The sequence below is a fragment of the Deinococcus sp. KSM4-11 genome, from assembly GCF_004801415.1.
Lineage (GTDB): Bacteria > Deinococcota > Deinococci > Deinococcales > Deinococcaceae > Deinococcus.
In genome coordinates this window covers 185,932-204,656 of record NZ_SSNX01000008.1, presented here as the reverse complement: position 1 = coordinate 204,656, position 18,725 = coordinate 185,932, and the positions used below count along the sequence as shown (strand labels likewise).

The window sequence follows — 18,725 nt, the reverse complement described above, 5'->3', positions numbered from 1 at the left end:
GCGGCACTTGGCCGCCGCGTGGGAATGAAAAAACTCCCTCTGGGAGGGAGTGTGCTGGTCGAGGCGACAAGATTTGAACTTGCGACCCCTACCACCCCAAGGTAGTGCGCTACCAGGCTGCGCTACGCCTCGCTATCCAGCCACAGGACTATAGACGGCAAAGGGAACGCGGTCAAGTGCGGCGCGGTCAGCCACCTGGCCGATCCACTGCCCGGCCAGGTGGCGCAGGCGGCAGGGCCGCCCGGCCCATACGCTGAGGATGCCCCCGCCTGTCCTGCGCCCGAGTCCTTTTTCGCCTGCGCGGCCCTGCTGTGCCTCCCGCCCGCGTCCGGGGAGGCCGCAGCCCCACGATCACCTGGACGAGACCCATGGACACCCTCAACCTGCATACCCTCTGGCGCGATCTGGAGGGCACCATCCGGCAGACGCTGGCGCAGAACCAGCTCGCACAGGGCGGCCTGCTGATCGGCGTGTTCAGTGCCCTGGCGGTGTTCGCACGGTCGCTGCCCTGGACACTCTGGCACTGGCTAGAGCGGCGCTACACGCTCACCCTGGACGTGCAGGGGGACGACCCGGCCTTTCCCTGGCTGGCCGCGTGGCTGGCGGCGCAGCCGGTGGGTCGTCGCCTGCGGCACCTGGGCGTCGTCACCCGGTACAACGAGCAGATGGGCGGTCAGAACCTGACCCTGGCCACCGATCAGGACGGCGATGACGTGAATGTCCGCCTGGTGCCTCTGAGCGGGCAGGTGCTGCTGCGCTTCCGGGGGCACTGGCTGCTGGCCCGGCCCAGCCGCGAGCGGCGTGAGAGCCAGAGCGAGCGGCTGCTGGGGTTCAAACACAGCCTGACGATCCAGATGCTGGCCGTCTCGCGCGGGGTGATTCCCGACCTGTTGCGCGCCGCATACGAGTTCACGGCCGGGAAGGTCGATGGCCGCGTGGAGATCCACGTGCCCAGCTACGACACGTGGTCGCTTGCCGAACGCCGTGCCGCCCGCCCGCTGGACACCCTGATCTACGATGGTGGACTGGTGGGCGACCTGCGCGCCGACCTGGACGCCTTCTTTGCCGACCGCGACTGGTATGGGGGCATGGGCATCCCGTACCGCCGGGGCTACCTGCTGCACGGTCCGCCCGGCAACGGCAAGAGTTCCCTGGTGGCGGCGCTGGCGGGCACGGTGGGCTTGAACGTGTGTGTCCTGAACCTGGCCACGCCGGATCTGAGTGACGACCGCCTGACCAGTCTGCTGTCGAACCTGCCGCGCCGCGCGCTGCTGCTGCTGGAGGACATCGACGCCGTGTTTCTGGGGCGCGAACCGCACACTCCCAGTGTGAAGCTGAGCTTCAACGGCCTGCTGAACGCCCTGGACGGCGTGGCGGCCGGTGAGGGCCGGGTGACCTTCATGACCACCAATGAACTGGATGGTCTGGACGCGGCCCTGATCCGACCGGGTCGCGCCGACCGGCACGTGCTGATCGGCCATGCCACCCGCGCGCAGGTGGCGGGAATACTGCGCCGTTTCTGGCCCGGCTGGACGGAGGCCGACCTTGCCCCGCTGCTGCGCGGCGTGCCCGACGGTCGGCTGAGCATGGCCCGCGTGCAGGAGTTCCTGCTGGAACGCCGTGCCGACGAGGGGGCCGTGCGCCGCGACTGGGCTGCGCTAGTCGGCCAGGGCTGCCCCACACGGCTGAAACTGCTGGCCGGCTGAGCGGACAAGCTGACCGGCACGGCGTCCAGGCATGCTTTCATGCCGGGCAGATGTTCCAGGCCCTCAGCAGCGTGCTCCTTCCCGTCATTCTGGTGGCCGGCCTGGGGGCGCTGCTCTCGTCGCGCTTTCCCATCGATCAGGCCACCGTGTCTCGCCTGACGCTGTACCTGCTGTCGCCCGCGCTGGTGCTGAATGTGCTCCTGAAAACGCCCGTGAAGGCGGCCGAGGCGCTCACCCTGGGCGGCGCGTACCTGATCACCATGCTGCTGTGCCTGGGCCTGGGCTGGCTGTGCGGTCTGGGCCTGCCGGGCCTGTCGCAGCGCAGTTACAGCGCGGGCGTGGGCATCTGGAACAGCGGCAACATGGGACTGCCCATCGCCCTGTTCGCCTTCGGTCAGGCGGGCTTCGAGCGGGCCACGGTGCTGTTCCTGGCGTCCTTCGTGGGCATGTACGCGGTCGGCCCGGCGGTGTACAGCCTGGGCCGCACTGGCGTTCACCCGCTGGACGCCGCGAGGGACATCCTGCGCCTGCCGGCCATCTGGGCGACGGTGCTGGGCCTGAGCCTGCGCCTGCTGCACGTGACCCTGCCCGAGGGGCTCCTGCGCGGCGTGGAACTGCTCTCGCAGGCGACCCTGCCCATGGTGCTGCTGGCACTGGGCCTGCACCTGGGCGCCGCCGGACGCCCGCGCCTGGACGCGCGGCTGTGGCTGGCGAGTGCGGCGCGGCTGATCGGCGGGCCGATCATCGCACTGCTGGTGGGCCGGACGCTGCACCTGAACGGTGCGAATCTCGCCGTGCTGATCCTGTCGGCCAGCATGCCCACCGCCGTGAACGCCATGCTGATCGCCCGCGAGTACAACGCGGACGTCGATACCGTCGCGGCGATTGCCACCCTGAGCACGCTCCTGTCCGTGGTGACGATCGCCGTAGTCGTGACACTGCTGCCCGTGCTGACCGGCCAGCCGCTGCATCCCTGAGAGGCGCAGGTGCGCCTGGTACACCATCGACCTGCGGTGCGAAGTCCGGTCGGGACGTGTTCACCGGGCCTGAAACTGAAGAACACACCGTCCCTCCCGGGCCGCCCCGTGACCTCTGCACGACCTGCGCCGCTCTGGGCAGCTGGATCGTGGAGCTGTTCCGGATGCGCTGGACGCAGACAGGAAGGTGGCCTCACAGATGGTACGCCCGGCAACGCAAAAGCCAGCGACCCTCTCTCCCCTGGACGACCTGATCCTGCTCCCTAGAATGTCGGCCGTGACCTCCCACATCTCCCTGTTTTCCGGTGCCATGGGCCTCGACCTGGGCCTGGAAGCGGCCGGATTTCAGACGCGCGCCGCCGTGGAGATCGACCGGGCGGCGCGGGAGACCATCAGGACGAATGCCGCGTGGTTTCCACACCCGCCGTTCATCGCCTCCGACATCACGCGGCTCGGTGCCGCCGACCTGCTCGCGGCCACGGGATTGAAGCGTGGCGAGGTTACCCTGGTGAGCGGTGGGCCACCGTGTCAGCCGTTCTCCACTGCCGGGCGGCGCGGGGCTCTGAATGATCCGCGCGGCAGCCTGTTCCGCGACTTCCTGCGGATCGTGGGCGAGGTTCAGCCGCGCTTCTTCGTGATGGAAAACGTGCGCGGCCTGTTGTCAGCCACGCTGCGGCACCGGCCGATCTCGGCGCGTGACGGAACGCCACTGGAACCCGAAGAGGAACGGGGTTCAGCCTTCCACGTCATCCTGGCCGAGTTCGAGCGCATCGGGTACACCTTCACGTATGGCCTGCTGAACGCCGCCGACTACGGTGTGCCCCAGCTCCGGCAGCGCGTGGTGATCCTGGGCAGCCGCGACCACGAACCCCTGGCCCTGCCCGAACCCACCCACTCCGAAACGGGTGCGAACGGTCTGCCCCCCTGGCGTACCCTGCGCGACGCCCTGGACAATCTGCACGACCCCATCCCGCACTTCCAGCCGTACAGCAAGGTCAGACTCCAGTACCTGCGCCTCGTGCCCGAGGGCGGCAACTGGCGCAGCCTGCCTAAAGAACTGATTCCCTCCGCGATGGGCGGGGCGTACACGTCAGCCGGCGGCAGGGTCGGCTTTTACCGACGCCTGAGCTGGGATCGGCCCGCGCCGACTGTGACCACCAGCCCCACCCAGAAGGCCACGGATCTGTGCCACCCCAGCGAGCACCGGCCCATCAGCGTCCGCGAGGCGGCCCGCTTGCAGGGATTCCCGGACGACTGGGCCTTCAGCGGCAGCTTGGCCGAACAGTACCGCCAGATCGGAAACGCCGTGCCCGTCGGGTTGGGGAAGGCCATAGGCGATACGCTGATGGGTCTGGTGCAGCGCGCAGGCAGGGAGAACGTACCTGCGTGAAGTTGAGGAGTTGGAGAGGATCAGCCCGGCACGCCCTCCGGTGTGGGGTCTCCACCTGGTCGTGGGTTCAGCGTAATGACGCGTTGTAGCGGTGGATGAACATCCAGATTAGGAGTTCCAGATGCGCCTGCTTCCGGCTGAACGACAGGCTCTGACGCACCAGGTGGGCCACTCGCACCCGCAACGTGGCATTGAACCTCTTGATATGCTGCGTACCACCAATGACGTGCAGGCCGCCGAATACTACGGCCTTGTAGGCGCTCAGGCGATCTGTATGGCAACGGGCGTCCAGGTATGGAGTGGGCAGGCTCTGCCACAGGCCAAAGGCGCTGACCTCGTTCCGTGCACCCATGAAGCAACCCACGATGCGGCGGGAGTGGCGGTTCATGGCGAGCCAGATCCACAGCGATCTGGTGTGGCGGGTCACAAAGGTGCATAACTCGTCACACTCCAGCACCAGCACCGCTGGTGCTGGAGTGCTCACGCTTTGGGAAGCCCGAGGGATCGGGATCGATACAGTGTGGGACGCTGTTCATCAGGGCCTGGAGGTGGCGTCGGAACCACGAGCGACTGACGCCGACCACCCGGCAGATGCCCCGGTGGGAGATGCGTTCGGACAGCAACCGGTCAACGAGGGCGACCGTATCTGGTGAAATCCGCGTTCGCTGATGGCGGAGAGTGAATTGGTGGGCACAGACCCGGCACAGAGAGCGTTGCTTCCCTGTATGGGCGTGACCATTTTTGACGATGCGGACGGCGCCGCACTGCGGACACTCCAGACCGTTCATCGTTCATTGAACACCCGTCAGTCCTAAGAATCCACGACCCTCCACCTGCATAGCTTGACGCCCCGTGCATACCGCGCTATTTTTTCTCCTACGAGCGCCCGAAAGGGCGCATTTTCATTGCCCTCCTTTACCCCTCCGCGTTGTCCCACGCGGGGGTGAGCATGCCGTTCGCGGCACACGTATACGGCAGCCATGCCAGGGCGACGAGCGGCACGGTCACGTCGGTGCTCCTGGCCTTCACGTCCAATGTCTCGAGGTCGCTGCTGGCACGGAGCGTCAGGGCATCGACCTCGGCCTGCACCTGGTTCTGCAGATCCTGGAGTTGCTGGGCGACCTGGTTCAGCTCGGCATGCGCGGCCTGCACGTCCTGGCCCTCGCGCATGCTGCGGCCCACGCCGGACACGCCGCTGCGGATGGCGGTGGTGCGGCGGCCTCCGCCGAACAGCGCCCCCAGGACGCCCGCCCCGACGTTCATGGCGGTCTGGAGCTGGGCCTGTTGCGCCTGGGCCTGCTGCTGCCCCACCTTCAGCTGGGCACGCTGGAGGCGATCCTGCAACGTGGCGACCTTGCTGGCGTACTTCGCGCGGAGGGCCTGGACGGCGTTGTCCCGCGCCTCCCGTCCGGCAAGGCTGGCGCGGGCGCGGAAATCCCCCTCGGTCTCGCCCGGGGCGCTGATCAGGCCGCTGGACGGTTCCTGCCACAGCGTCAGGGGTTTGCTGCCCGCCACATACTTCGCCGCTTCTTTTCCCCACTTCGCGTGGTTCTTCGCATTCAGCAGCGCGGCGGGCACCTCCGAGTAGGTCGCGCCGTCCACGCCCGCCTTCTCCAGCGTGCTGGGATCGACCTTCAACTCGGTCGCCTCGTCCCACGTCACGGGAATCGGGCCGTCCGTCACGTCCGCCACCAGGGGTAGGACGCCGGCCACGTCCAGGCGGTACTTCGTGGAGGAGTAGCGCACCTGCGTGACCACCAGCAGCTGCGCGTGGTACTGCACGTCCGCCTGCGCCGTGGGCACAAAGACTTCCACGATGCCGGGGGGAACGACGGGCTTCGCCGGTGCGGAGGGTGGGCTGACGACAGGTGCGGGCGCCGAAGCACTCTGGCTTCCGTTGCCCGCGGCGGACTCTGCGGTTTTCCGACCCGCCATCAGCCGCCGGATCTGGGTGCCGGTGATCGGCCCGGCCAGGTAGCTCATCGTCCACCGGGTGGTGAACAGCACCGGGTGACCCTCATGGACGTTGTGCATCAGGAAGACGCGCTTGCCCAGGCCCGAGAGCATCGCGTCGAGCTGGGCGCGGGTCAGGGCGTTCTGGCCGCTGGTCGCGCCCTCCAGCGCCTCCAGCACGCGGGCCTTGTCGTTCTCGGTCTGGAGGCGGCCGATCATCCACGTGCCCGTGTTGCTCAGACCCTTGTAATCCAGATCCACGGGGTTCTGCGTGGCCAGCGTCACGCCCAGCCCGAAGGCGCGGGCCTGCTTGAGCAGCGTCAGCATGGGGGGTTTGCTCGGCGGATTGCCGTTCGGGGGGAAGAAGCCGGCGATCTCGTCCATGTACAGCATGGCACGAAGGCTGCTGGTGCCCGACTGAGTGCGCATCCACGCCAGCACGGCGTTCAGCAACATGCTCACGAAGAACATCCGTTCGGCGTCGCCCAGGTGCGCAATGCTCATGATCGACACGCGCGGCTTGCCCGCCGGCGTGAACAGGAAGCGGCCCACGTCCAGCGGCTCGCCCTGCGTCCACGCCTGAAAGCCCGGCGAGGCGAGCAGGTTGTTCAGGCTCATGGCCAGCTCGAAGCGGTCTTTGGGCGGGTAGAAGGAATCCACGGGCATGACGCCCACCTGCGTGAAGGGCGGCGCCTGGATGCCGGCGATCAGGCCGCCCATGTCCAGCGACTTCCCTTCAGCCCACGCGCTGCTCAGCAGGTTCGACAGCAGCACGTGCTCGCGCGAGCGCATGGGATCGGCGTCAATGCCGAGGAGGCCCAGCAGGCCCGTCACGGTGCCCTGGACGCGCTCCCGCAGGGCGTCCGCGTCGTCCATGATCTCAGGCGGCGGGGCGTCGAAGCCCTTCAGGACGCTGACCGGCAGACCCGCGCTGCCGCCGGGCGTGTAGATGGCGAACTCCCCCTTCTCGCGCAGGCTGCGGATACGCTCCCCACTCTGATCCCAGTCGGCCAACCCCTTGCGCCACAGGTCTGCCTTCTGTGCCGCCAGCTCATCCGCCGAGACGTTCGCCCGCGCGGCCTCCGCCTCATCCACCCACGGGCGGAAATCGTCCGGGCGCAGCTCCGGGAAGGTCAGCAGCAGGTTCGCCAGATCCCCCTTCGGATCGACGGCCAGCACGGGCACGCCGTCCATCAGGGCCTCCTCGATCAGGCCCAGACCCAGGCCCGTCTTACCGCTGCCCGTCATCCCGATGATCACGGCGTGCGTCGTCAGATCGGTGCTGTCGTACAGCAGGTCATCCGTGGGTTGATTCGTGGTGGGATCGACGACCTTTCCCAGGTAGAACGCGCCGAGCTTCTCGTAATCGGGCATGGTTCAGCATAAAGCGCCAGTGAAGGCCGCGCCGCGCCCCCAGCGCCGCTCCACCTGACAGGGAGCTGTCAGACAGCACGTACATACTGAGGTCAATGCGAATCCCACCTTATCGGTGTATCCGGCAGGCGAAGGTCGAGTGGCGCGTCAAATACGGAAGCCGCTGCAACGGCGGACGCACGGGACGCCAACGGATGAGGATTCCAAAACCGCATAGGCGCGGAACGTAAACCGCCGCGCGCAGGATGGTGCTCTGTTCGGAGGGTCAGCGTTCACCCATGACCAACCGGGCCGCGCTGGTGCCGAATCATAGAGGTCTATCCCCTCTCCGTACCTCTGTCTATCGCCACGTCCCTGGGGGCGACATCCCGCAGGTGCACGATCCGGACGGCGACCGGCTGCGGTTCACGGACTGAGGATCAGGCGTCGCGCTGCTGCGCCGACACGCTGTCGCCCAGCCGCTGGAGGCGGTTGCGGAGGCTGAGGATGTACACCTCGGGCGGGACTTCCTCGCCGAGTGTCCACGCGCGCACGGGGCGGCGGGTTCCTGCGTCGAGCAGCAGATCGAGGACGCGCAGGGTCATGACGCGGTTCTCGCGCGCCTCCACCCGCAGTTCGGCCAGCGTCATGTCGGCCAGGGCTTTGGTCTTGCGCAGGGGCAGGACGTCGGCATCGGCGCCCAGGCCGATCCGCATTTCCATCTGCGCCTTGCGTTCCATGCCGATGGCCGTGCGCAGGGTGTCCTCCGCGCCGGCGGCCCAGCTGGAACCGCTGAGCAGGGTGGCGTGCTCGTCGGCCATGCGGTCAAGGTACGCGCGCACGTCGGGCGTGAGGGTGGTCTGCGCCTCGTCGCGCAGGGCGTCCAGCTGGTGTGGTTCCGTGTCGGCCATGATGACCCGAGTCTGCCCCATCGGGGCGGTAGGTGATGTGGCCGATGTCCCCCACGGCCGTGACCCGTACGGTGGGGCGTGGACTTCCTGGAGTTTTTCAGCATCGTGGAGCAGGAACGGGACATTCTGAATCCGGTCAGCCCGGAGAAACTAGCGCGCGTGGCCGGCTACGCGGGCGTGAAGGCTGGGGCGGACGTGCTGGACGTGGGCAGCGGCAAGGGTGCGCTGCTGCGGCAGTGGGCGCAGACGTGGGGCATTCGCGGCACGGGCCTGGAACTGAATCCGGCGTTCGTGCAGGAAGCGCGGTGGCGGGCGCCGAAAGCCGGCCGCGCAGACCTGACCTTCGTGGAGGGCCCGGCGCTGGACTTCACCCCCGACGCGCGCGGATACGACGTGGTGACATGTATCGGGGCGACCTTCGCGCTGGGCGGCTTCCCGGAATCCCTGGCCTGGATGCGGCTCCATGTGCGATCCGGGGGCAGCCTCGTGATCGGGGATGTCTACCGGCAGGGTTCCCCGATCGATGAGGCGCTGACCGACGCCGGCTGGAGTGACCTGCCCACCCTGGACGCCAGATACGCACAGTTCACAGCCGCGGGCCTGGAGGTGGTGGGCTTCGTCGCGGCCAGCACGGACGACTGGGATCACTACTCCACGCTGATGTGGAACGCCACGCGCCGCTGGGCCGTGGCTCACCCGAACCATCCAGACCGCGCGGAGGTGCTGGAGAACGTCCGTGCAGGGCGTGAGCGGTACTTCCGGTTCGAGCGGGCGCACCTGAACTGGGCCATCTGGGTCGCGCGGGAAGCGGCCACCTGACCGCTATGCTGGTGGCGATGCAGCACACCCGAACGTGGTCCGACGTGTATGGCAGCGCCTGCGCGGAGTTCGAGGGTCGCACCGGCGGTCACGTGTGGCTGGTGGCCGCGCCGCCCGATCTGGCCGGATCGCTCGCGGAGCAGGTGGAGGGCGTGGATGGCAAGGGCCGCGTGATCCTGGTCGTGCACGACGGCCTCACGCCGCTGCTCTGGGCGTTGCGGGACACGGGGCCGCACGGGGTGCTGGTGGTGGCGCCGGAACCGCTCTCGCGTGGCCCCGCCCTGAGCGTTCCGCACCGGCTGGTGGACGATGCGGGCGGAGTGGAATACCAGGAGGGTGGCACCTTCCCCGCCTGGACGGGCGCAGGGACGACGTGTGATGGGGCGGGTGAGTGCGCGGCGGCGAGTGCGGTGGCCTCTCTGGAACTGCCCGTGGTCGTAACCATGCCCGACAACGTGCGCGCCGCGCTGGAAGCCTGGATGGATCGCACGCCCCACGGACGGTGACGGCCGGATCGGGCTGGGGGCTGCCCCGCTCCAACGCAATCCCTCTCCCCTTGTCCCGGGGGCGCGGCGCGTAGACTTCCGCGCGTGAGTCCGGCTCCTGACCTTGATCCCGTGGTGCGGCACCTGTACGTGCACGTGCCGTTCTGCCCGAGCATCTGCCCGTACTGCGATTTTCACGTGCTGACGCGCCGGGCCGGGCTGGTGGAACGGTATCTGGCGAAGCTGGAGGAGGAGGCCGCTCGGCTGGCCGACCTGTACGACGTCGCGCTGGACACGGTGTATCTGGGCGGCGGCACGCCCAGTTTCCTGCGCGACGCGGAACTGTCGGCGCTGGTAGGCAGCGTGCAGAAGCACCTGGGCTGGGGCCGGATCGAGAACACGCTGGAAGTGAATCCCGGCACGGTCAGCGTGGAGCGCGCGGCGCTGTGGCGTGACCTGGGCCTGGATCGCGCGAGCGTGGGCGTGCAGAGTCTGGACGATGCCACGCTGACGTTTCTGGGCCGCCAGCACGACGCGCAGCAGGCCCGCGAGGCCGTGGGCACGCTGGTGCGCACCGGCTTCCGGGTGAGCGGCGACCTGATCACCGCCGTGCCTGGGCAACCGCTGGACAGCGACATTCACGGCCTCGTGGAACTGGGGGTGGGTCACGTGAGCGCGTACACGCTGACCATCGAGCCCGGCACCGAGTTCGCGCGCCGGGGCGTGACCGTGCAGGACGACGACGAGCGGCGTGGCTTCGAGCGCACGGAGGAGGTGCTGACCTCGCGGGGCTTCACGCGGTACGAGATCAGCAATTACGCGCTGGAAGGACAGCAGTCGCGGCATAACCTCGCGTACTGGCAGGGGCGCACCTATCTGGGGGTGGGACCGGGGGCCGCAGGACATTATCCGGCGTTCCCGGAGGCGGACGGCATCCTGACCGTGCGGCGTACGAATCCGCACCTGCACGAGTGGCTGGCGGGAGAAGCGGGAGAAGTCGAGGCGATCGACGCGCCGGAGTTCGTGACGGACGCGCTGTTCATGGGCCTGCGGCTGAACACGGGCCTCGATCTGGCCGACCTGTCGCGGCGCAGTGGCCTGGACGTGCGGGCGGCGTATGCGGCGCCCATCGAGGCGAACGTCTCGCGCGGGCTGCTGGTGCTGGACGGCAACCACCTGCGGGCGACACCTCAGGGATGGTGGGTGCTGAACCGCGTGGTGACCGACTTCCTGGACGTGGACGGGCTCGGTTAGCCCGCGTCGTCGGGCCGGTCGCGCGTGAGGCCCAGGCGGAAGAGGTAGCGTTCCGGGCCGTGCCGGGCGGCGTAGCGGGCGTGCAGGGCGTGCAGTTCGCGCTGCATGGCCTTGGCGTCCTCGCGGGTCAGGCGCAGTTCGCCCCAGTTCAGCAGCAGCACCGGGGAGTCCGGGGCCAGGAATTCGTCGAGGGTGAATTCGCCCGCGCGGGGAGTGATGTCCACGCTGACCGCGTCGCCGTCGCGGAACACGCGCAGGCCGATGTCGCGTTCGTTCACGACCAGGCTGCGTCCGGCCTCGACCACGGCGTGCAGGAAGCGGCGGGCGAAGCCAGTCTCGTGCAGGCCCACGAGGTCTTCCACCGAGGTCAGTGGGGTGGCGTCGTACGGAACGAGGTATGCGTCCGAGGTGGCGCGGTAGTGCCGGATGGGCCGTCCCCGCCGGGCCTCAACGCGGCTCTCGTAGGCGAGTCCGGCGGCCACGAGGCGGCGCAGGCGGTGGTGCACGGCGTTCAGCGGAGCGTGCAGCAGGCGGGCCAGGTGCGAGGCGCTGTGCTCGCCCAGCATCAGGTGTTCGAGCGTGACCATCATGGACGCCTCCATGAACAGCTTCACGGCGGCGGGATCGGTGACGCGTTGCCAGGGGCCGGGCATGGCCACCACGCTACTCGACACGCGGGCTTGGCCGTCGAGTAGTGACGGGCGCACGCTGGGGCATGACGCTTTCCGAGCCCATGACCGACGTGCAGGCGGCCATCACCGCGCTGTGGCAGCCCGAGGCCCTCCCGAACCCGTACCCCGCCTACGAGCGCGTGCGGGCGCTGGGGACGGGCGGGGCGCTGCACGTGGTTCACCCGGAGTGGCAGGGAACGTTCATCACCGGCCACGCGCCCTGCTCGTCGGTGCTGCGCTCGCCGTCGGCCATGAGCGGCTCGGGCATGCCGCCCGAGGACGCGCCCGCGTCGGAGGGTGTCCAGCTGCTGCGGTCGATGATGCTGTTCCACAACGGCATGTCGCACCAGCGGCTGCGCGGACTGGTCAGCGCGGCCTTCACGCCAAGGGTCGTCGAGGAGCAGCGGGATCTGGTGCGCTCGCTCCTGTCGGGGCTGCTGGACAACCTCGCGGCGCGGGGCGGCGGGGACATCGTGTCGGGGCTGTCGAACCCGCTGCCGGCGCGCGTGATCATGGGCATGCTGGGCCTGCACGGCGACGACGAGGCGCGGTTCGTGCGCTGGTCGCAGAGCGTGGCCGACATGCTGGCGGGCGCGGAGAACTCGCCGGAACTGATGGCCCGCATCGACGCGGACGCCCGCGAGATGCGCACCTTCTTCAAGGACCTCGCCGACGAGCTGCGGGCGCGTCCCCAGCCGGGTCTGCTGTCGGCGCTGGCGGCGGTGCAGGACGGTGGCGAGCGCCTGAGCGGCGACGAGCTGCTGTCGAACGCGGTGCTGCTCCTGACGGCCGGGCATGAGACGACCAGCAACCTGATTCCCGGCGGCCTGCTGGAACTGTCCCGGCAGCCGCAGGCGTGGGCGGCCCTGGTCGCCACCCCCCGGGACCCGAACGTGGCGGACGAACTGCTGCGCGTCGTGTCGCCCGTGCAGTTCGACGGGCGGGGGCTGGCGGCCGAGACGACCGTCGGCGGCGTGATCCTCCCGGCCGGCAGTTTCGCGCAGCTCATGCTGGGCGCGGCGAACCGCGATCCGGACGTCTTTCCTGATCCGAACCGGATCGACTGGGAGCGGCCGAACAGCGCCCGCCACCTCGCCTTCGCGGCGGGGCCGCACTACTGCCTGGGCGCCAGCCTCGCGCGGCTGGAGATCAGCGAGACCTTTGCCGCCCTCGCCACGCGCTTTCCAGACCTGCGGGTCACGGACACCGATCCGCCCTTCAAGCCCAACCCCGTGCTGCGCGGCGTGCGCCGCCTGAACGTCGCGCTGGCCTAGGGGCCGGTCAGGCGCCCAGCCACCACCGCAGGAACTCCGGAAATCGCGCGCGCCACGCGGCCTCGTCGTGCCAGTGGCCGTGGCCGATGTGGAGGCGGACTTCTCGCACCTTCGGCTGCAGGCGGGAGGCGAGGTCATGGGTGAGCTGCACCACATCGGCCGCACCCTGGAGGCTGGCGGCCTCGTGGTCGCCCATGTCGAGCCACACGCGGGCGTGCGGGGCCGCGCGGTTCTCCATCCAGCGCAGCAGCTCGAAGTCGGAGGGCCAGATCGCGGGGCTGAACACACCCAGGGTGCCGTAGGCGTCCGGGTCGCGTAGGCCGGCGTACAGGGTGATCAGGCCGCCGAAGGAGGAACCGGCCAGCGCGGTCTGCGCGGGTGGCGTGTCGCCCCACTGGGCGGCCAGCGCGGGGCGCAGGATGTCCCGGAGCCAGTCAAGATACCCGTCGGCGCCGGGAGCGAAGGCATTCATCTCGAAGGGGAACGGGACGTAGCGGCGGCTGCGTTCGTCGTTCACGGGCAGGGCCGCGATCCGGAGGGCGTGACCGGCCTGCGCGAGCCCCTGCGCGGCGCGGGCGGCGTCCCAGGTGTCCCCGGCAAAGCTGGGCGCCTCGTCGAACACGTTCTGGCCGTCGTGGAGGATCAGCAGCGGCAGCACGCCGGACGCGCCCGCGGGTTCCCACAGGCGCACGGTCTGCTCTCCCCACGGCGCAGCCAGGGTCAGCTCCCCGGTCGGGGAGAAGCTGCGGGCGGGGCGGCTCCGGCCCTGCCGGTCGTCCTGCCAACCGGCGATGTCCAGGGTAACGTCGGTGTCGCCCTGCACGGTCACCTTGTGGGCGGGCGCGCGGCCTCCCCACGCGTCGCCTTCCTCCGTGACGCGGCCGTCCGGGGCGACGTGGCGCACCTTGAGCATCAGCAGGGTGCCGTCCGGCAGGTCGGCGTCGAGCGTTCCGGCCGCGTCGAACGTCCAGCCGGCGGGGTCGCTGCTCCAGCGGCGGTGGTCGCCGGTCAGGAACAGGGTGCCGGGCGGGCTGAGGGCGGGCAGGCGGGTCAGCCGGACGTGGAGGCGGGGCATGGCGTGCAGTATCGCGCGGGTCAGTGTCGACCGCGGTGGGCGAGTCCGTGAATGCTTGATCAGGTTGCGTGAGGTTGCTGTCAGGTCAGAGGCGTAGACTTTTCTCGTGATACACGGGTTGTAGGCCATCTGGCGCAGCGAGTCGAACATTTGCCTTCCCTGCCCAGACTTGATATAGTCGCACTCAAGTTTCCTGGTAGTCCCTGTTTCACAGGGCGGGAATCCGACCAGAGCACCGCCTGGGCGAAAGGAGTCCGCAATGCCCACCGAAACCATCACCCTTCCCAAGAATGTCCCCGTCTGCCCGGTGCGTGGCAGCGTGATCTACCCCACGATGGTTCAGCACATCGATGCCAGCCGCGCGCTGTCCATCGGCGCCATCGAGGCCGCCCTGGCGGGCGAGAAAGTCATCCTGATCGTCTCCCAGCGCGACAAGGACGTCGACGACCCCACCGGCAGCGACCTGTACGACATCGGCACCGCGTGCAACGTCCTGCGCGTGCGCAAGAACCCGGACGGCACCGTGCAGATGCTCGTGTCGGCCGTGGCCCGCGTGAAGGCCACCCACTACACCCGCGACGAGTACCTGCGCGCCGACATCACCCCGCTGCCCGCCACGCCCGACAAGGCCGTGGAACTCCAGGCGCTGAGCCGCGAACTGAAGGAAAAATTCGAGGTCATCGCCTCGGGCGGTAAGCTGAACGCCGAGGCCGTGCAGACCATCAACGGCAAGGACGAGATTGGCGAGATGGCCGACCACATCGCCTTCAACCTGGACTTCAAGCTGGAGGACAAGCAGGCGCTGCTGGAAGCCTCGAACGTCACTGCGCGCATCCGCAAGCTGCTGACGCTGCTGGACACCGAGCAGGAAGTGCAGGCCGTGCAGGCCAAGATCCGCGCCCAGGTCAAGGAAGAGATCGACAAGAACCAGCGCGAGTACTACCTGCGCGAGCAGATGAAGGTCATCCAGAAGGAACTCCAGGGCGGTGAGGACGGTGAGGACGGCGACGAGGCCGAGCAGTTCCGCACCAAGATCGAGGCCCTGGATCTCAAGCCCGACATCAAGAAGGAAGTGGACCGCGAGGTCAACCGCCTGGCCCGCATGCACCCCGACGCGGCCGAGGCCAGCGTGATCCGCACCTACCTGACGTGGATCACCGAGCTGCCCTGGAACACCCGCAGCGAGGATCAGCTCGACGTGACCGAGGCTGCGCAGGTGCTCGACGACGACCATTACGGCCTGGACAAGGTCAAAGATCGCGTGCTGGAATTCCTGGCCGTGCGCCGCCTGCGCAAGGAACGCGCCGAACGCGGTGAACTGAGCGCCGAGGACGTCAACAAGGGCTCGATCCTGGTGTTCACCGGCCCTCCTGGGGTCGGCAAGACCAGCATCGCGCAGAGCATCGCCAAGGCGCTGGGCCGCAAGTACGTCCGGATCGCCCTGGGCGGCGCGCGCGACGAGTCGGACATCCGTGGCCACCGCCGCACCTACATCGGCGCGATGCCCGGCCGACTGGTGCAGGGCCTGCGCACCGCCGGCACCAAGAACCCCGTGATCCTGCTCGACGAGGTGGACAAGCTGGGTTCCAGCTACCAGGGCGATCCCAGTGCCGCGCTGCTGGAAGTGCTCGACCCGGCGCAGAACCAGAACTTCACCGACCACTACCTGGGCGTCGCCTTCGACCTGTCCGAGGTCATGTTCATCGCCACCGCGAACTACCCCGAGCAGATCCCCCCGGCCCTGATGGATCGCATGGAAGTCATCGAGTTCAACTCCTACATCGAGCAGGAGAAACTGGAGATCGCCAAGCGCTACCTGATGCCCCGCCAGCTCACCGCGAACGGCCTGAAGCCCAACCAGATCACCTTCACCGACGCCACGCTCGAGAAACTGATCTCGCACTACACCCGCGAGGCCGGCGTGCGCAACCTGGAGCGCGAGATCGGCACGGTCGCCCGCAAGGTCGCCCGGCGCATCGCCACCGGCGAGGTCAAGCGCGTGAAGGTCACCGACAAGGAACTCGACCGCTACCTGGGCCAGTCGCGCCACAGCCCCGAGACCGAGAACAAGGACGACATGGTGGGCGTGAGCACCGGCATGTTCTACACGCCGGTGGGCGGGGACATCCTGTTCGTCGAGACCTCGATCAGCCCCGGCAAGGGCCTGGTGCTCACCGGCCAGCTCGGGGACGTCATGAAGGAATCAGCCCGCGCCGCCCTGACGTACATCAAGGCGAACGCCGAACGCTTCCACATCGACAAGGCCCGCGTGGACGACAGCGAGATCCACGTGCACGTCCCGGCCGGCGCGATCCCCAAGGAAGGCCCCAGCGCGGGCGGCGCGATGGTCACCAGCCTGATCAGTGCCCTGAGCGGCATCCCGGCCCGCCACGACGTCGCCATGACCGGCGAGATGACCCTGACCGGTCGCTACCTGCCCATCGGCGGCCTGAAGGAGAAGGTGCTGGGCGCCCGCCGGGCCGGCATCAAGCACATCATCCTGCCCAAGGCGAACGAGGGCGACATCCGCGACATCCCCGCGCACCTGCGCGCCAGCATGACCTTCCACCCCTGCGAGACCGTGGACGAGGTGCTGAACGTCGCCCTGGTCGGCGGCCTGAAGGCGCTCGAAACCCCGCGTGACGGCAGCGTGGCGGTACCCCCCACGAAACGCCGCACCGGACGGCGCGGCGCGGGTGCGAGCGCGTAGGCGATCACGCCCCATTCCCGAGCGACCCCTGCTTTCACGGCGGGGGTCGCTTTCTGCGCGGCATCCTGCCCGCTATCCTGGGCGGCATGAGCGGGCCGATCACGTTCCTGGTTGCCAGTCCTCACCTGCACGGCGGGGTGTTCGAGGGCACCGTGATTCTGCTACTGGAGCACGACACGAAGGGAGCCATGGGCCTGATCGTGAACGCGCCGTTGCCCCAGAGTGTGTCCGAGTTGATGGCGGACACGCCGGGTCAGGAGCAGCCCGGGTGGCTGGGCGGCCCGGTCGATCCGACGCTCGGGTGGTGCCTGTACCGCGATCCGATGGGCCTGGACGGCGAAGTGCACGTGGTGGACGGACTGATGGTGAGTTCCAGCCTGGAGGTGCTGCGCGCCGTGATGAACAGCGGGCAGCCGTACCGGCTGGTGCTCGGCTACGCCGGGTGGGGGGCAGGCCAGTTGACCGAGGAGGCGCGTGAGGGGGCATGGGTGTGGGTGGAGCAGGACACGCCGGAACTGCTGTGGGACGTGCCACCCGAGCAGCAGTGGGCAGAGGCCCTGAAACGGCTGGGGGTCACGCCGGGCACGATCATGCCGGGTGGCGCTCAGGCCTGAGCACGCCGTGGCCCATGTGCGGGTCTTGCGTGCTCCTGGGGAGCGTGGTACTATCCCTCCTGCACCGGAAACGGCGCGACGTGCCATGCGTCCACGACGTCAAAATCGTCCGGCGCGGTATTCGGCAGTAGCTCAGTGGCAGAGCGTTCGACTGTTAATCGAATGGTCGCTGGTTCGACCCCAGCCTGCCGAGCCAGACCTGAACCCCCTCACCCTGCGGTGGGGGGTTCATTTTGGCCTTCCTGCTTTCATGTCCGTGCGAGCGACTTGGTGCAGGCTGTGGAGATGACTTCCTGGTGGCGGCCCCTGCTGGTGCTGAGCTGTTCGGGCGCACTGGCAGGTTCCGCCATGGCCCCGATGCAGCCGGATCCGGCCCTGACGCCGGGCGACGTGCTCACCACGGACGCGGCGGTGATCTGCAAGCCGGGCTACACGAAGACCGTGCGGAACGTTCCGCAGGCCCTCAAGGAGCAGGTGTACCGCGAATACGGCGTCCATTCGCGCGCGCCGGGCGAGTACGAAGTCGATCACCTGATCAGCCTGGAACTGGGCGGCTCGAACAGCCTGCGGAACCTGTGGCCACAGTCGTACCTGACCGAGCCCCTGAACGCGCACGTGAAGGACGCGCTGGAGAACCGCCTGCACGATCTGGCGTGTGCGGGGAAGCTGAGTTTTCCGGAGGCGCAGCAGGCGATTGCGAGCAACTGGGAGGAGGCGTACGTGAAGTACGTGGGGCCGCTGCCGGGCGGTGCGAAACCGGGCCGCCACCCGAACCAGCCGGTGATTCCGCCTACGCATGTGCCGACCCTGCCGCCGGGCGCGACGCCGGACACCGAGCACCCGACCCTGAACGTGCCGATCCTGCCGGGCTTGCCGGTCGCCGCGCCGCCGCTGCCAGCCGATCCGTCCTTCGCGCCCGATTCGGAGCCGGACATGGTGCCGCCGTCAGCGGAGCCAGCCGAATCGGCTCCAGTGTCCACGGAGCCCACGCCACCGGACGCGCAGGGGGGCTGCCCGGCTCTGGCTCCGGTGAAGGTAAGCCGCACCGGCATCTACCACCTGCCGCTGGGGGACGCGAATTACGCGGCCACGCGCGCGGTCGCGTGCTTCCCGGACGGCCCCTCGGCCGAGGCGGCCGGGTACCGGGGGGCGCGGTGAGCGCCCCGGCCCGGCCGCCCCTGGCCCTGGTGCCCGCCAGCGCGGCCGGCGCTGAACCCACCGAGCGGCAGGAGCAGCTGTACGCGGCGGCGGCGGCCCAGATCGAGGCAACCCCGGAGTTCGCGACGCTGAAGGGGGCCACGCCCAGCCGCGCGGAAGTAAACGTGGGACTCGATGAGACGCAGCGCGGCTACCTGTACCTGCGCTATGACGTGCCGGGCGCCACCCCGCAGGAATTCTGGGCGCACGTGGGCCGCACGGCGCGGCTGAACTGGAAGACGGGGCAACTGACGGTTCCCCTGCAGAGTCCGCCCGCCCCCACGGCAGCGGGCCGCACCCCGTAGGAGCGCGGCCCGGCTGGTCAGCGCCCGGCGG

16 protein-coding genes and 2 tRNA genes are annotated in these 18,725 nt (G+C 69.0%); 12 read left to right on the top strand and 6 right to left on the bottom strand.

Annotation, left to right across the window (positions count from 1 at the left end; all coding sequences use genetic code 11):
- Positions 1 to 55 precede the first annotated feature (55 nt).
- A tRNA-Pro gene (locus tag E7T09_RS18900) sits at positions 56 to 132 on the bottom strand.
- Positions 133 to 368: 236 nt separating this feature from the next.
- On the opposite strand from E7T09_RS18900, the gene E7T09_RS18895 reads away from it, so the two are divergent.
- The 3 genes from E7T09_RS18895 (at position 369) to E7T09_RS18885 (ending at position 4,073) form a co-directional block, all read left to right on the top strand.
- Positions 369 to 1,706, top strand: a complete 1,338-nt coding sequence (locus E7T09_RS18895; protein ID WP_136390737.1) for an AAA family ATPase — start codon at positions 369 to 371, stop codon at positions 1,704 to 1,706.
- A 50-nt stretch (positions 1,707 to 1,756) separates the two neighbouring features.
- Complete coding sequence (locus E7T09_RS18890; protein WP_136390736.1) at positions 1,757 to 2,683, top strand: AEC family transporter; 927 nt, start codon at positions 1,757 to 1,759, stop codon at positions 2,681 to 2,683.
- Positions 2,684 to 2,960: 277 nt separating this feature from the next.
- On the top strand, positions 2,961 to 4,073 hold the full coding sequence (locus E7T09_RS18885) for a DNA cytosine methyltransferase (protein ID WP_205747050.1): 1,113 nt from the start codon (positions 2,961 to 2,963) through the stop codon (positions 4,071 to 4,073).
- A 67-nt stretch (positions 4,074 to 4,140) separates the two neighbouring features.
- Here the strand turns inward: E7T09_RS18885 and E7T09_RS18880 are convergent, their stop codons facing one another.
- From E7T09_RS18880 to E7T09_RS18870, 3 genes are all read right to left on the bottom strand, one after another.
- Positions 4,141 to 4,536, bottom strand: a complete 396-nt coding sequence (locus tag E7T09_RS18880; protein WP_168734942.1) for an IS1 family transposase — start codon at positions 4,534 to 4,536, stop codon at positions 4,141 to 4,143.
- Between the two features lie 452 nt (positions 4,537 to 4,988).
- Positions 4,989 to 7,400, bottom strand: a complete 2,412-nt coding sequence (locus E7T09_RS18875) for an ATP-binding protein (protein ID WP_136390734.1) — start codon at positions 7,398 to 7,400, stop codon at positions 4,989 to 4,991.
- A gap of 419 nt (positions 7,401 to 7,819) precedes the next feature.
- A complete protein-coding gene (locus tag E7T09_RS18870; protein WP_136390733.1) occupies positions 7,820 to 8,290 on the bottom strand; it encodes a hypothetical protein in 471 nt (156 codons plus the stop codon).
- A gap of 78 nt (positions 8,291 to 8,368) precedes the next feature.
- Between E7T09_RS18870 and E7T09_RS18865 the strand changes: the two genes are divergently transcribed.
- From E7T09_RS18865 to hemW, 3 genes are all read left to right on the top strand, one after another.
- Positions 8,369 to 9,109, top strand: coding sequence for a cyclopropane-fatty-acyl-phospholipid synthase family protein (locus E7T09_RS18865; protein ID WP_136390732.1), 741 nt, complete (start codon positions 8,369 to 8,371; stop codon positions 9,107 to 9,109).
- Positions 9,110 to 9,126: 17 nt separating this feature from the next.
- Positions 9,127 to 9,615 carry a hypothetical protein gene (locus E7T09_RS18860; protein ID WP_136390731.1) on the top strand — a complete coding sequence of 163 codons (489 nt, stop codon included), beginning with the start codon at positions 9,127 to 9,129 and terminating at the stop codon, positions 9,613 to 9,615.
- 84 nt (positions 9,616 to 9,699) lie between these two features.
- A complete protein-coding gene (gene hemW, locus E7T09_RS18855; RefSeq protein ID WP_136390730.1) occupies positions 9,700 to 10,848 on the top strand; it encodes a radical SAM family heme chaperone HemW in 1,149 nt (382 codons plus the stop codon).
- On the opposite strand, the gene E7T09_RS18850 is transcribed toward hemW, so the two are convergent.
- Positions 10,845 to 11,501 (bottom strand): winged helix-turn-helix domain-containing protein, encoded by a 657-nt coding sequence (locus E7T09_RS18850; RefSeq protein ID WP_136390729.1) that lies wholly within the window; start codon positions 11,499 to 11,501, stop codon positions 10,845 to 10,847. The genes hemW and E7T09_RS18850 overlap by 4 nt on opposite strands.
- A 62-nt stretch (positions 11,502 to 11,563) precedes the next feature.
- On the opposite strand from E7T09_RS18850, the gene E7T09_RS18845 reads away from it, so the two are divergent.
- Positions 11,564 to 12,793, top strand: a complete 1,230-nt coding sequence (locus tag E7T09_RS18845; protein ID WP_136390728.1) for a cytochrome P450 — start codon at positions 11,564 to 11,566, stop codon at positions 12,791 to 12,793.
- Between the two features lie 7 nt (positions 12,794 to 12,800).
- On the opposite strand, the gene E7T09_RS18840 is transcribed toward E7T09_RS18845, so the two are convergent.
- Positions 12,801 to 13,868: an alpha/beta hydrolase gene (locus E7T09_RS18840; protein ID WP_136390727.1), complete on the bottom strand. Its 1,068-nt coding sequence runs from the start codon at positions 13,866 to 13,868 to the stop codon at positions 12,801 to 12,803.
- Between the two features lie 259 nt (positions 13,869 to 14,127).
- Here E7T09_RS18840 and lon point away from each other — a divergent pair, with 259 nt between their 5' ends.
- From lon to E7T09_RS18815, 5 genes are all read left to right on the top strand, one after another.
- Positions 14,128 to 16,578 (top strand): endopeptidase La, encoded by a 2,451-nt coding sequence (lon, locus tag E7T09_RS18835; RefSeq protein WP_136390726.1) that lies wholly within the window; start codon positions 14,128 to 14,130, stop codon positions 16,576 to 16,578.
- A gap of 86 nt (positions 16,579 to 16,664) precedes the next feature.
- Positions 16,665 to 17,192: a YqgE/AlgH family protein gene (locus E7T09_RS18830; RefSeq protein ID WP_136390725.1), complete on the top strand. Its 528-nt coding sequence runs from the start codon at positions 16,665 to 16,667 to the stop codon at positions 17,190 to 17,192.
- Positions 17,193 to 17,313: 121 nt separating this feature from the next.
- Positions 17,314 to 17,388: transfer RNA gene (locus tag E7T09_RS18825), tRNA-Asn, on the top strand.
- An 89-nt stretch (positions 17,389 to 17,477) separates the two neighbouring features.
- On the top strand, positions 17,478 to 18,350 hold the full coding sequence (locus E7T09_RS18820) for a hypothetical protein (RefSeq protein ID WP_136390724.1): 873 nt from the start codon (positions 17,478 to 17,480) through the stop codon (positions 18,348 to 18,350).
- Complete coding sequence (locus E7T09_RS18815; protein ID WP_136390723.1) at positions 18,347 to 18,694, top strand: hypothetical protein; 348 nt, start codon at positions 18,347 to 18,349, stop codon at positions 18,692 to 18,694. Before E7T09_RS18820 ends, E7T09_RS18815 begins: the two co-directional genes overlap by 4 nt.
- The last annotated feature ends 31 nt before the right edge of the window (positions 18,695 to 18,725 follow it).